At 43.6% G+C, this 13,349-nt stretch carries 12 protein-coding genes; 6 read left to right on the top strand and 6 right to left on the bottom strand.

Annotated elements, in window-relative coordinates; all coding sequences use genetic code 11:
* Window positions 1-69 precede the first annotated feature (69 nt).
* The 3 genes from BCT49_RS13650 to BCT49_RS13640 form a co-directional block, all read right to left on the bottom strand.
* Window positions 70-909: a hypothetical protein gene (locus BCT49_RS13650; protein ID WP_102435898.1), complete on the bottom strand. Its 840-nt coding sequence runs from the start codon at window positions 907-909 to the stop codon at window positions 70-72.
* Between the two features lie 340 nt (window positions 910-1,249).
* Window positions 1,250-1,732 (bottom strand): type II secretion system protein, encoded by a 483-nt coding sequence (locus tag BCT49_RS13645; protein WP_102435896.1) that lies wholly within the window; start codon window positions 1,730-1,732, stop codon window positions 1,250-1,252.
* An 80-nt stretch (window positions 1,733-1,812) separates the two neighbouring features.
* Complete coding sequence (locus tag BCT49_RS13640) at window positions 1,813-2,778, bottom strand: helix-turn-helix domain-containing protein (protein ID WP_102435894.1); 966 nt, start codon at window positions 2,776-2,778, stop codon at window positions 1,813-1,815.
* 258 nt (window positions 2,779-3,036) lie between these two features.
* Between BCT49_RS13640 and BCT49_RS13635 the strand changes: the two genes are divergently transcribed.
* Together BCT49_RS13635 and BCT49_RS13630 are read left to right on the top strand one after the other, a co-directional pair.
* Window positions 3,037-4,281: a membrane dipeptidase gene (locus BCT49_RS13635; protein WP_102435892.1), complete on the top strand. Its 1,245-nt coding sequence runs from the start codon at window positions 3,037-3,039 to the stop codon at window positions 4,279-4,281.
* Window positions 4,282-4,507: 226 nt separating this feature from the next.
* Window positions 4,508-5,221: a GntR family transcriptional regulator gene (locus BCT49_RS13630; protein ID WP_102435890.1), complete on the top strand. Its 714-nt coding sequence runs from the start codon at window positions 4,508-4,510 to the stop codon at window positions 5,219-5,221.
* Window positions 5,222-5,250: 29 nt separating this feature from the next.
* Here BCT49_RS13630 and BCT49_RS13625 read toward each other — a convergent pair whose 3' ends face one another.
* Window positions 5,251-6,450 (bottom strand): enolase C-terminal domain-like protein, encoded by a 1,200-nt coding sequence (locus BCT49_RS13625; protein WP_102435888.1) that lies wholly within the window; start codon window positions 6,448-6,450, stop codon window positions 5,251-5,253.
* A gap of 260 nt (window positions 6,451-6,710) precedes the next feature.
* Between BCT49_RS13625 and BCT49_RS13620 the strand changes: the two genes are divergently transcribed.
* The 3 genes from BCT49_RS13620 (at window position 6,711) to BCT49_RS13610 (ending at window position 9,852) form a co-directional block, all read left to right on the top strand.
* The gene (locus BCT49_RS13620; protein ID WP_102435886.1) at window positions 6,711-8,144 is read left to right on the top strand and encodes a PTS transporter subunit EIIC; all 1,434 of its coding nucleotides are present in this window, start codon (window positions 6,711-6,713) and stop codon (window positions 8,142-8,144) included.
* 106 nt (window positions 8,145-8,250) lie between these two features.
* On the top strand, window positions 8,251-9,219 hold the full coding sequence (locus tag BCT49_RS13615) for a sugar kinase (RefSeq protein ID WP_102435883.1): 969 nt from the start codon (window positions 8,251-8,253) through the stop codon (window positions 9,217-9,219).
* A 3-nt stretch (window positions 9,220-9,222) separates the two neighbouring features.
* Window positions 9,223-9,852: a bifunctional 4-hydroxy-2-oxoglutarate aldolase/2-dehydro-3-deoxy-phosphogluconate aldolase gene (locus tag BCT49_RS13610; protein ID WP_102435881.1), complete on the top strand. Its 630-nt coding sequence runs from the start codon at window positions 9,223-9,225 to the stop codon at window positions 9,850-9,852.
* Between the two features lie 101 nt (window positions 9,853-9,953).
* On the opposite strand, the gene BCT49_RS13605 is transcribed toward BCT49_RS13610, so the two are convergent.
* Both BCT49_RS13605 and BCT49_RS25895 read right to left on the bottom strand, forming a co-directional pair.
* Window positions 9,954-10,508 carry a disulfide bond formation protein B gene (locus BCT49_RS13605; RefSeq protein WP_102435879.1) on the bottom strand — a complete coding sequence of 185 codons (555 nt, stop codon included), beginning with the start codon at window positions 10,506-10,508 and terminating at the stop codon, window positions 9,954-9,956.
* 9 nt (window positions 10,509-10,517) lie between these two features.
* Window positions 10,518-10,673, bottom strand: a complete 156-nt coding sequence (locus BCT49_RS25895) for a DUF5993 family protein (protein WP_017075701.1) — start codon at window positions 10,671-10,673, stop codon at window positions 10,518-10,520.
* Window positions 10,674-10,996: 323 nt separating this feature from the next.
* Here BCT49_RS25895 and BCT49_RS13600 point away from each other — a divergent pair, with 323 nt between their 5' ends.
* On the top strand, window positions 10,997-13,318 hold the full coding sequence (locus BCT49_RS13600) for a hypothetical protein (protein ID WP_102435877.1): 2,322 nt from the start codon (window positions 10,997-10,999) through the stop codon (window positions 13,316-13,318).
* The last annotated feature ends 31 nt before the right edge of the window (window positions 13,319-13,349 follow it).

Raw genomic sequence — 13,349 nt, 5'->3', positions numbered from 1 at the left:
AATAAAGCTAGTTAAAAGAACAAATAGAAAAAGAGGCGATGTTCATATAAAACATCACCTCTTTTTTGATTAGTGCACCTTGTCTCTGCTATCGAATAGATTTCGTTCCATGGCTTTTTCATACTCACTTTTGGGGCCACTCAAATACGTGGTTTTGACAAACTTTTCCCAATCAAAAAACAGCAATTCTATTGGCTGGTCGGTAAGCTGAGAGGGATCCCCATTGCTCTTAATGAGATCAACAAACGCCCCTTCTCCCCATGAACGTTCAATAAACTCACCAACCGTATAACCAAGCTCATAAACAGCCGAGGTGCTATTCGGTTTGTTATATAAGTCCTGAGCCAACCCATCGAAACGGCGACTGATGGCATGTCTGTTACTCATGTGAAACCAATAATCTTCAGACTTATAGATAGCGATAGCTTCCCACAACCACCGTGGATTGTTTGCAAAATTCGGATTCACTTGCAGAGTCAGCAAGTGTACAAACTCATGTAGAGCGGTTTTATGAATTTCACCACCAAAATAGAGCAACCTAATCTCATTACTCTTAGGTTCGATATACCCAGTAGAAAACGCATATCGATACCCGATGCTTCGTTCTTGCTCGTCTAAATAGGCCTTCTGGTTTCGCCACACTCTAACGGTGACTGGCGGCATAGAATCAAGCTCGAACGTTTTCATTAAGGGAGTGCGATTAATCAATAAGGTATTATGGATACTTGGAATAACGGAGGGCGACGTCCCATCGTAAAGCACATACTTGAACTGTCCTTTGTCTGATTCGTAGCAATCATCACATGCTTGATCACCACAAATTTGAAGCACGGCAGCCACCACTAAAACCAGTATCGATATTGCTAAAGTCGAGAGGGTGACGATTGACTTAGATGGGTATCTTTTCATTTTCTATATCCTCAAACGAAGACATGATTCGATTGAGTGTCACTGTTTCAAATTGACACCCAGGACTTGGTAGATCTCAGGCAGGGGTTTTAATATGCCAAGTTAAGCGGACACAACAGTGCCATCACATCAAACACGACATCTTTGATTTGATTCGAACTCATAAGCTACTCCTCAATTAGTCACATAAAATAGCAACAACACTGACATTAAATGCCACACCTTAAAGTTCATAATCTTGTTTTACAAAATGAGGACTGAAATCACAATATGTCTCCGAGCAGGCACAAAAAAGACCATCATAAAGATGGCCTTTTTCAGTATTCGTAAGCTTGAATCGCTAACACAAATCGGCGTTAGACGAGATAATCGTGGGTGCGCCTGCAGAAGCATTTGAACGGTAAATCACGACGCAGGTTTCATCTTCAGACGCGTTAGCAAATGAATAGACGATGACTTCGTTTGGCTCTGATTCAGTATGTAAACCAAGCTGCTTCCAGTCACTGTTATCACCGAGCAGTCCTTGTACTGCCGTTCCAATACCAGTCTCTGAGGCTGTTGGATAACCGTAATCCGTCACAACACCTTCCACTAAGGTACTTTGATCATCCGACACTGGGAGGTTTTCAACCCCTGCGACTGCTGCCTTACCGTAAACAATCGAAGCTGCACCTTCCATCGACCCTTTAAGACCTTCTAATGCTGCAGCTCTGGCATCAGATTGAAGACCTAAGAACCTGGGTGCCGCAATCACAGAAAGAATGCCAAGCACGACAACGACGGCGACAAGTTCAATTAAAGTAAAGCCACTTGTTCTTCTCATCCTAAAAATCTCATATTTTTTATGGAACGGGCGGCAGTATATATTCAAGCTAGATTAAATGATACCGTCAATCATTCCTATTACTTGATTTTTCTTCTACCCTTTTGCCATTGATAAGGTGTGATCCCGTTTACTCGCTTGAACGCCCTAATGAATTGCGAAGAGTCGGCATAACCTAAATGAAGCGCAACATCAGATATTGAATAACCTTGCTGTGAGATCACCCGCTTCGCGAACTCGATGACTAATGATTCTTTGATCGCTTTGTAAGTAGTTTCTTCTCTTTTCAACGCTCTCTGGGCGGTGCGTTTTCCTATCTCGTTCAAAGCACAAAATGTGTCTAAATCGATATCTATGCGACCAATATAGGACGACAGTGCCTCAGCAACTTTGCGAGCATCAGTCATGTGTTTAGCTTTGGCTTTGGCTTTGGCTCTAACGACACTAAGCACACCAACCGTGTCTAACGGCGCGTAATGAATACACGTTTGCTCTTGCCCAAGGTACTGAGGAGTCTTGGTTTGTATTTTTAACTCGCTCAGCACCTGCGAGTTGGCTGTCATCAAATCATATCTAATAGGCTTACCAAGCTCGGCATAGTGTGCCTGCAAGTAAGCGTGAGTATAAGCGATAAGAAACAACTCAGACTCTACGCGACTAGCAGACTGCATTGACCTCTCGAATGAAACAAGCAGCCCCTCTTTACTTTGCTCCACAGACAGCTTTTCAATGGGGAAAGCATCAAGGAAATCTTGTATCGAAAGAGCTGAAAATCGAAGTTCTTTCGCTGCTTGATTGGCGCTCTCTAACAGCACAGCAATGAACTCATTCGAGCTCAGGTTAGCTCTCAGACGCTGTAGAAAGAGGATAAAAACGTTATACGGAACATAGCTAGCCGATGACGTATCCATACTGAACGGAAGTTTCACCTCTAACGCTAGGTCAGCAAGCAATGCATGGCGGAGAGCAAGCGAGTTATCTTCTCGTAAGCACTGTTGAAAGTGGTTCACCACACGCTTATCAATCAGCGGAATATCAAGCCCCATTACTCTATCCTTTTCCATATTAACCTGTGACGTGAAATGCACATTTTCATGTCAGAGCTTAGCTACAATTATCTCAAGTTAACAAGGCTTACTTCCGGTTTTCACTAATAAAGTGAATCACATAACCAGCAAGAGCAGTTTTGATCGCAAAGTATGACAAGGTTATCGATTTTTAATCATGTCGTTATACCGTCAGGGACTACTATTAAATCTAGGCATAAGAATAAATGGATTTAAGCCAATAATTGAGAGGTTTTCATGTTGAAAAAGATTACGTTAGTAGCGGCGAGTATCGCCCTGACTTGTGGTGTTGCCCATGCCAGTGTTGAGAGTAAAACTTGGCCAGCTTCAGACAAGGCCAAGACATTCGTTCAAGACACGATCGTGATTGGTATGCTGGCGAGCCCGTATGGAGCAGGTTGGAAGGATGACCAACAGCTATTGGACTACTTCCAAGGTGCACGCGATGCCGGTATTACAGGGCATGAATACACCATTACCGCTGCTGATCATAACTTTGATGACTTCTTGTTTCACCATCATAAACACCGCTCTGCGATGGCAAAACAACCTGACAATTTCATCATCGCGCATTCCAATAATGACATTGAAAAAGCGCACACCGAAGGCAAAACCGCCGTGCTTTGGAACAGCCAAACCGCGACCATCTTAGAAGAAGATGTAACGAAGATGGCGATACTCAAGGACATGGGCCTGAAAAGCATGATCTTGGCGTATAACGATATTTTTAGAACAGGTTCCGGTCAGTTAGCGGCATTTAACGGCAGAGACATCGGCTTAACACCGTGGGGTGAATCGGTCATTGACTCTATGGTTAAGTACGAGGTGATCCTCGACCTGAGCCACACAGGTTCGAAAACCGCCAATGATGCGATGACTTATATGGAGAAAAACCACCCGGGAGTACCGTTTGTGTACACGCACTCAGTACCGGCAGGGTTATACAAAAGCGAACCGGATGCGACACCAACGGGTTGTTACCGTGCCATTCCAGATGATGAAGCGTTACGTGCAGCTAAATCTGGTGGCTACGTTGCACCCACCTTTACCGAGTGGATGATGGATGGTGTGTGGCCTGAGGATATTTCGCCTGTTCAAGCCGCGGATATGATCGATTACTACGTTAAATTGGTTGGCGTCGACCATGTGGGCATCGCGACAGATGATATGTTCTCTACTGACATGGTTGTGGATTTCGCGACCAAGAACGCGAAAATGTACGACGATGGCGGCTACATGATTGAGGCGTTCAACAAAGGTGCGACCGGTAATGGTGAACTTGCTAAGATCCTCGCGGCAATCACCGATGAACTTTGGAAACGCGGTTACAGCAACGATGACCTAGCCAAGATCTACGGCGGCAACAAGATGCGAGTCTATGCTCAAGTATCAGAAGGCGCAGATCCTGACGAGTTCCAGAAAGAATATGCAAAACGCCTTAAAGAACTCACCAAGTTGAGAAATGAAAACTTGACGATGTAGTTGGTTAGTCGTGTCAATTTCTAGCTAGCACAACTGACTGAAGCGCGCCGATAATGGCGCGCTTTTTCATCCCTATATAACTTCAATAACGTACGCCGCGCCCCTCAATTATCGTCCCCCACTTAGCCTTCTATGTTATAATTATCAATCATTCAGAGCGTGCTGAACCCCTGATTTAGTTCACTATTCTTTAGTCACAGTGAATACACTTTAAAGTGATTGTTTTATGAAAAAGTACGAATTAGTTGTCCAAGATATTGTGAGTAAGATCTGTCAAAACAGTATCAGCCATAAGCTTCCCGCGGAAAGAGAACTCTCTGAAATATATGGGTTATCTCGATTTACTATTCGAAAAGCGCTAGCGAAACTTGAAGCGATTGGTATGGTGACATCTAAGGTGGGTTCAGGGTACTTCGTTAATACATCTTTGGTTGGAACACCTTTGGTTTATAACTCGATCACTGAAAACAGCTTTGAAGAAATATCTTATAAAAAGATTCAATTAAATAAGGCGTTACCAAACAATCACGAACAACAAATATTTTCTCTACGTGACGATGAATATATTTGGAAGATCAAACGTCTTAGGTTAATTAATAATAAAGTCGTTCAAATTGAAGAAACAAAAATACCTGTCAGTATATTTCATGAAATGAACACAGACATCATCGAGAGCTCGCTTCAAAAGCACGCACTAGCTCAAGGCTTAGAGATCGACAGTTACCTAACGACTTATCAAGCCATCAACGTATCCAAAGATGATGCCGATTTACTGGGCTGTAAGAAGAATGTGGCGGCAATGAACATCACCAACCGTGGCTTCCTTACCTCTGGCGAATTGTTCATTGTCAGCGACATTATCGATATCAACTATCAATGCACTTATCACACGCCGTTTAACAGCGAGAGCATGAATTTCAGAGATAAAAATAGCCGCTAGTGCGGCTAAATGTTTATTGAAACAACAGACTATGGCGTGTGAATTGAGCCATCGGGTAGTCGACTTTGTGTCCACTCATGAGGGCGATACATCACAGGAAACTCTGCAGCAACCTCTCGGTCCATCTCTACACCAATACCTGCAATTTCTGAAGCGTATAAGTAACCGTTGATCGGCTCTGCGGCATTCGGGAATACTTTGTGTGTGTTTTCATTGTATTCAACATGCTCTTGAATTGCAGCATTGTGTAAGTGCACATTCAAATGCGTGTTTACCGCAGCACCAATTGGCGTCATGTCTGGCGGACAGTGCCATGCAATACGAACGCCAAAGTTCTGACATAAATGTCCGAGTTTAAGCGCAGGTGTAATGCCGCCAATTTGTGAAACATGGCAACGAATGAAGTCGATACGGCGGTTGGCAATCAGAGACTTCCACTCTTCAGGGTTGTTAAACAACTCCCCTAAACCTAATGAAACCGAGCTTTGGCTACGAATATTATCCAACCATTCAGTTTGACTTGGCGGCAGAATATCTTCAATAAAGTAAGGCTTATATTGCTCGACTTCTTTAGCAAATTGTATAGCTTGATTTGGGAAAAGGCGCTCATGAACATCGTGAAGAATATGGAATTGGTTACCGTATTTTTCTCTCAGCGACTTAAACATCGTTAGTGTATTGTCCATGTACTGATCTTGGTCGTAGTACGAACCTTCAGTTGGGTTTTGAGTGGTATGTAAATCGGTTGGAACACCGCCATAGAAACCAAGCTGACAACGAATATGCTTGTAGCCTTTGTCTAAGAAAGATTCCACCAGCTCATAAATACCTTCCATCGTGTCGCTAGTCGCATGTGTGTATACCGGGATCGCATCACGAGACTTGCCACCAAATAATTGATGAAGCGGCATGCCTGCTAATTTAGCTTTAATATCCCACAGCGCCATATCAACACCTGATATGGCATTATTGATCACAGGCCCATTTCGCCAATAAGCGTTGACCATCATCATTTGCCATAAGTCTTCAATATTATTGGCATTTTTACCAACGAGAAGAGGCTTTAGATACTCATCGACCATGGTTTTTACGGCTAAGGGTCTTTGTTGGAAGGTCGCGCAACCAAAGCCTGTCACACCTTCATTGGTTTCAACAACAACCGTGATGAGGTTATGCCTATCTGGCTTGGTAATAATACAATGGATATCGGATATAATAGTTTCTTTCACAATTAAATAACCTAAACTAACTTCAACTCTTATTATCTAACCGTGTTAAAAAGCACATTTCAAGCGTTAAATTTCATGAAAAATAATTGGTACGTTTAGTGTTTTTTTTTGATAAACAAAACATACCAATTGGCCGAAAATCGTCAAAAATAATTTATTCGAATTTTAAGTGTGATTGAAGTCTCTTTTTATCCCATTGGCTTTAAATAAGTTATCGATATGATTACTGGAGTTAAATATATCCCAGTAACAGGTGTAGTATGCAAATTGTTGAAAATAATGATGCTGTTATGAATAACTCTAAGTCATCGTCTAAAAAGAAAAATTTCAAAGAAAATATACAGTTATTAGTCTCTGCTCTTGGTGGTGAAGACAATATTGTGAGCATTACTCACTGCATGACTCGTTTACGATTCAAACTGGCAGACGAGGCTCAAGCAAACGAAGACGCTATTAAACAGATCGCTGGCGTGAAAGGTGTGGTGCTGCAACAAGGCCAAACCCAAGTCATTATTGGCGTTGAAGTCGAGCAATGGTTCAACGCACTGTCTAACAAGCAACAGGCAGAATCAACAGTTAGTGATGAGCTAGAGAAAGGAAAACTATTCCAAGGCGTGATGCGTATTGTCGCAGGCATCTTTGGCCCTGTCGTTCCTGCCATAGCGGGCGCTGGTATGTTGATGGGGCTACTCTCAGGGCTTATCGCAACCAACGTTATCTCTGAAACCTCAGACACTGTTTACTTTTTCCGTTCTATTTCTGTCGCTGTTTTCTTCTTCCTACCAATGCTGGTTTCTTTCTCTGCAGCCAAAGTATTTAAAGTAAACGAATACATTGCGCTGGCTGTCTCTTCAGCGATGTTGGCACCCAAACTAGTCGATAAAGCAGTGCTACTCAAAGATGCTGGCGCGGTACCAGAATTGACGGTGTTAGGCGTTATACCGATTGAACTGCTTAATTACGGTGGTGCTATTGTCCCTGCTATTTTGGCGATTTGGTTACTATCGAAAGTCACGCCGATGGTTGACCGACTGGTACCCTCTTCAGCGAAACCAGTATTTACGCCACTGCTTGCGTTTACTGTGACTTCTACCATCACGCTATCATTTGTTGGCCCTGCTGGTATCTGGCTAAGTAATGGTGCAGGTTGGGTAATGAGCTCGCTACTGGAGATATCTCCAACGTTAACGGGCTTTGTTTTTGGTCTGACTCGCCCGATTACGATTGTGTTTGGTATTCACCACAGCATGACACCAATCAGCCTGAACAACTTCGCACTGTATGGTAAGGATTTACTAATGCCAATCATGTGTTTAGGTAACATGGCAATTGCTGGTGCGACAATGGCAATCTGGCACAAACAACGCAAAACGGTTTCTAAAGAGCAATCTTCAATCACGATGGGCTCAAGCGTTACCGCTATCTTAGGCATCACGGAACCGGCTCTATTTGGTGTACTAACGAAATACACCAAAGCGATGATGACCGCGAGTTTAGCGGCAGGTGTGTTCGGTGCTATCTCTGTAACGATCGATACCCATTTAACCAGCTACATTCTTTCTTCTGTATTCAGCCTTCCAGCTTACCTTGCAGGCGGCACACAGAACTTTATCCAAGCGATTATGGGTGTGGTTGGTGTGTTTGTACTGTCTTACGTATTAACACTGTTATTCGTAAAGCTAGACAACAAGTAACACTTCCTCCCAACCTAATGGGAACATAATCAACGTGGCTACCTTCCTTGTAGCCACGTTCCATCATTTATACCTAGTAATACCAATCTTTCTGTAAGGGCACACTATGAGCCACATTGCGATTATCGGCGAGTGCATGATTGAACTGAACGGCGCTCCATTCGGTACCATGCAACAAACCTATGGTGGAGATACGCTCAACGCCGCTGTGTATTTGAACCGAAGTGCCACCAGCTATTCAAGCTCAACAGATGCTCCTTTGATTCGTACCAGTTACGTCACTGCTCTTGGGGCAGATTCCATTAGCCAACAGATGCTCAAGCGTTGGCAAGATGAAGGACTATCAACCGATTTAGTGCTTATCGACGAACAGCGCTCGCCAGGCCTGTATCTGATTCAATTGGACGACGTTGGCGAACGCACATTTCTGTATTGGCGTAATGACTCCGCGGCTCGCTACATGGTACAGCACCCAGATTTCGACAAAATAACCGCCCAGCTTGAAGATGTTGAGATGGTGTTTTTGAGCGGTATTTCTCTCGCAATATTGCCACATGACGATCAACTCAAGTTACTCACTATCATCCAAGGCCTGCGTGAACGTGGCGTAACCATCGCCTTTGATAGTAATTACCGACCAAAATTATGGGATTCAGAAAGCACGACCAAAGAGTGTTATCGATTAGGTTATCAAGCCACTGATCTCGCCTTAGTTACCTTTGATGATGAACAGCAACTCTGGGACGACCAAACACCTCAAGACACAATCGACCGACTACACAAACTGGGTGTCAAAACCATCATTGTTAAACTCGGTGCTGAAGGCTGCCTGATCAGTGAAAACCCAGAAGGTGCATCAGTAAAAATCACAACGACACCTGTCGAAACCGTGGTCGATAGCACTTCAGCAGGCGATTCTTTTAACGGGGGTTTCTTATCTTGCTATCTGGCTGGAGGCTCTATTGCAGAAGCCTGCCAACAAGGTAATGCACTAGCGAGACTAGTGATTCAGCACCACGGTGCGATTATTTCAAAAACCATCACAGACACTCTTTCAAACCCTATTAAGAAGTAAACCATGCCTACAATTAATGACCAATTAAAAGCACTTAAAGTTATCCCAGTTATCGCGATTGATAACGCAGAAGATATTATTCCACTCGGTAAAGTCTTGGCTGAAAATGGGCTGCCAGCAGCAGAAATTACGTTCCGTTCAGATGCCGCTGTTGAAGCGATTCGATTACTTCGCCAAGCACAGCCAGAAATACTTATTGGTGCGGGAACCATCTTAAACGGTGAACAAGCACTCGCTGCTAAAGAAGCGGGCGCAACATTCGTGGTTTCCCCTGGTTTTAATCCAAATACAATAAGAGCGTGCCAAGAAATCGGCATCAATATTATCCCGGGAGTGAACAATCCAAGCACGGTTGAAGCGGCATTAGAGATGGGCCTAACGACTCTCAAATTCTTCCCTGCAGAAGCCTCTGGTGGACTCAGCATGGTGAAATCGCTCGTTGGGCCATACAGTGATATTCGACTCATGCCTACTGGCGGTATCACGCCATCAAACATTGGTAACTACCTAGCAGTTCCTCAAGTATTAGCATGTGGTGGCACTTGGATGGTGGATAAGAAGCTAGTCGAAAACAAAGAGTGGGATGAGATTGCACGCCTAACACGAGAGATTATTGATCAGGTGAATCGCTAAGCACATAAGTAGCTGATCTAAACTGTTCGCAGATTTGGAAATGCGTTACATACAAAAAGAGCGAGGAGTGGCCTCTCGCTCTTTTTGTTCAAACTCAGAAATTATCCACCAGCCCCTTGATTGAGTAACCAATAGCTCACTGGGTTATCAGGACACTGATAAGGCCCGCACTCTACAAATGTGGCAATCGCATTTAGTGCCACGACGACAATCGCCAGTAGACACGCGATGCGCCCGAAATTAGTCATTTTGTAGGGTTCGTGAGACTCCGCTTTATTGGTTAATATCAAGATCACGGCAACACCCAATATGGTCGCGGCGAACAACACAAAGGCCCAAGTGTAATAATGCATACCAAATATCGGACTGCCATAGCCAGGAGTGCCCGGAATGACGTGTAGGGAAACTTGTCTTAACGATGTCGCCACACCATACAAAGCGCCAATTAGCACAACACCATAGTGACGAGGTTGAGGCCCGTAAACCACATTCAGCATGAAGCCAAACGCGACCATCACAAAACCAATCCGTTGTAATAGACATAGTGGGCAAGGAAGTTCATTGAGGACAAACTGAAGAATGAAGCCGATCAACAAAACGGCTGTCATACCCAGTAAACCAAGTGTATTCAGGAGAGTTAACTGATTTCGATTCATGCTAGCTCCTTACAATAAGATCGATAGAGGGTCAGTCGCATGGTGATTAAACCAATACAAACCTAAGATCACTGAGCCAGCAAAAAAGCCATATGCGGCGGTCTTCTTGCCGAAAAACCCGCACACCATCGCCACAAGTAACAATAAAAATAGTAAAGACATCATAAGAGGCATCCTCTCCTTATTTATCGAGTTCACTCATGGTGAACGTCATAAAAATATCCACACCTACGCCCTTAATCATGCAACTTCGGTAAATCTATGGATTACGGATTTAAAATCATCAACTTAATAGTTGTTAGTAACCTCTAAACTGTCAAGTTGGAGGCCAAAAGTTCATGGTCATACAACTTTATCGTCAGATAAGCTCATAAATAGGGTTTGCTACACTTATATCGCTCTAAGGACGTTTTGTTATTTTTGCTTTAGCGAGTCTCCGGAATTTGTTGACCACGACAAAGTGACTCCCATTGTGGCTAGGAAGTTTCATGAAAAAACACTTCAATCTATTGATATCAGCTCTCCCTTTTACCTTCCTTGCACTTCCAAATGCCAGTTCGGCCAACTATACGATTGTGTTACCAAGTCAGCATGAACGAGGGTTCAACTTGCAGGGAGCATCAGTTTCAGCCAACGATGTGATTGATTGGGAGCTCAACAATAGCGACTTGGTGTTTGGGGCTTATGAAGATAAAAGTACTAATGAGAAAGCCAATACCATCGGCTATATGTACAACCAAAAGTTAGAGCTCAATTCAGGGGAGTTGGAAAACGAAATAAGAAACATCGCAGAGCAAAATAGCTTCGATTATGAAGACTTCTTCTTACACTTCGCAGAAGACACCATTCTTGCAGAGCTGGATACTACACACGGTGAGAATACAATTTTAAACCGTAAGCCTATGCTCGTTGGCTATACAGCAGATGAAATGCATGCGGGATTTGCGCTTTACCAGCAACCACCTTGGGATGCCGATGTATTCGAATATGTTGAGCAAGGTGGAGCGCTCTATGTTTACCACTCAGAACAATTCAACAGCTTGACGTTTGAATTCTCACGCTATGCACAAGGCGGAAAATTTAGAATTGAATATCCTTCATCGATAGATGCTCAGGGGAAAGTCACTAGTTGGTCTAATGTAGCAATAACCAAAGACAACACGCTCAACATGGCCCAAAACCAATCGGTAAACTGGCGAGTACCTTCTGATTGGATGCGAGCGAACACTCACGATGGCAGCGGCCAGAGTTACGGTGGAGGCCAATACTTTGGGTCAACGTTTGTCCGTGATGGTGGGCGTTTGTATGTTGTCAGGGTACGCTGGCAAGGTAGTCAAGGTGATGTTCGACCTCGCCTAAATCGTATTCAATTAAAAAACAGTTTCCCAAAAATCGATACCAAAGCTCTCCCCACTTTGACCACAAAATCGAATTCACAATCACCCAGTGAAGCCAAATCTCAGCATAAAACCAAATCTCATAATGGAACCAAATCTCACCATAAAACCAAATCTCACAATAAAACAGGTCAATGGCGCAAGATTCGCGGTTTTGACCAATCGGCCGATCTCAACCAAGACAACTATCTATCCTCTAATGAATATAAAAACAGGAACAACAAATCAGCCACCGCTCGATTTCGTTGGGAATCACGCGTCATTCCTTTTGGGCGAATGTGGGGGGTAAACTCATCGTGGGCATTGACCAATCTTGCCAATCCCGATTTATTAAGATCTATACGAAGCTACTATACAAAGCACTGGGCACAACAAGGGCTCAATGGCGCGTACAACGACGATACCAATAAGCTTTTAGGCAGCAATCAATTTGAGGTTTACTCAGGAGGAACAATCCAAGAGCTTGGTCTTGTCGTAGGGTCTGATGAAGCGGATAAGCGATACAAAGAACAATTCGCAGACTTTCTCAAACAGTTATCAGCTAACGACGATGAGCTTTCAATTGGCCTTAATATTGGAACGGCCAATCTTTATAGTCGAAACGGGCAATCACACTTAATGGACTCAGGAAACCTGTACTTTAGGGAGCACTACTTATTCCCCTCGACTGGCTTTAGTGGTTATGCCGGGGTGTCTAAGTTTTGGGATAACTCAGCACTCGCCTATGCGGGTTCAAGCGTAATATATCAAGCCACCACGAGATTTGGCCGAATCCAATATCTAGATAACAGCGAAGAAAATTGGCAACAAGATAAGTACTCAACACTCGCCATCTATTATCTCAATCACCATCCAAAACACAGTTACTTTAATCAATGGAACAACAGCTATGTGTACGGGAGTAACAATACGACTGCAGATAATTTTTGGAAGGCGGGTATACCGAAAAACATCGCCTATAAACCGACAGGGTTGCTCAAAGTCGATCTTGGACCACCTTCAAATCATATACCAAAAGGCTTTCAACCTATCTCGCTCATGCTATCAACAAGCACACCAAAGCCAGCGGACTACACAATTGTGAGCGATTCTTCCCAAGATCAAGTCACTCATGCCGACCTGCCCAATGGCGAGGTTTCATTATTGCCAACCTACACCTACTTTCTTTATCAATCAGATGAAAACATCGTAGAAAACGGCCCAAAAGACATGGTACTCGCTAGAGAGTTTGAACATGGACGAGTGCTCTATCGCACGGACTTTTACGGGAAGAATGTTGATTTTTATGCGACACCCAAAATCAATATTCAGTTAGAAAAACCTATGAAGCCTGTCGATGTGAATGGCAAGGTTGGTGAGTATGTCGATGAAATACAAATCGGCGGCTACCAAGGTCTGTTTTTGCTTTACTGATCGTATCGACTGGTTTGAAACCTTCGACATG

The sequence above is a fragment of the Vibrio lentus genome, from assembly GCF_002875945.1.
Classification (GTDB): Bacteria; Pseudomonadota; Gammaproteobacteria; order Enterobacterales; family Vibrionaceae; genus Vibrio; species Vibrio apostichopi.
This window is presented reverse-complemented; position numbering and strand designations above follow the sequence as displayed.

Coding starts and splice junctions, on each gene's coding strand:
- BCT49_RS13650 (WP_102435898.1), bottom strand. CDS start 909: ATGAAAAGATACCCATCTAAGTCAATCGTCACCCTCTCGACTTTAGCA.
- BCT49_RS13645 (WP_102435896.1), bottom strand. CDS start 1,732: ATGAGAAGAACAAGTGGCTTTACTTTAATTGAACTTGTCGCCGTCGTT.
- BCT49_RS13640 (WP_102435894.1), bottom strand. CDS start 2,778: ATGGGGCTTGATATTCCGCTGATTGATAAGCGTGTGGTGAACCACTTT.
- BCT49_RS13635 (WP_102435892.1), top strand. CDS start 3,037: ATGTTGAAAAAGATTACGTTAGTAGCGGCGAGTATCGCCCTGACTTGT.
- BCT49_RS13630 (WP_102435890.1), top strand. CDS start 4,508: ATGAAAAAGTACGAATTAGTTGTCCAAGATATTGTGAGTAAGATCTGT.
- BCT49_RS13620 (WP_102435886.1), top strand. CDS start 6,711: ATGCAAATTGTTGAAAATAATGATGCTGTTATGAATAACTCTAAGTCA.
- BCT49_RS13615 (WP_102435883.1), top strand. CDS start 8,251: ATGAGCCACATTGCGATTATCGGCGAGTGCATGATTGAACTGAACGGC.
- BCT49_RS13610 (WP_102435881.1), top strand. CDS start 9,223: ATGCCTACAATTAATGACCAATTAAAAGCACTTAAAGTTATCCCAGTT.
- BCT49_RS13605 (WP_102435879.1), bottom strand. CDS start 10,508: ATGAATCGAAATCAGTTAACTCTCCTGAATACACTTGGTTTACTGGGT.
- BCT49_RS25895 (WP_017075701.1), bottom strand. CDS start 10,673: ATGATGTCTTTACTATTTTTATTGTTACTTGTGGCGATGGTGTGCGGG.
- BCT49_RS13600 (WP_102435877.1), top strand. CDS start 10,997: ATGAAAAAACACTTCAATCTATTGATATCAGCTCTCCCTTTTACCTTC.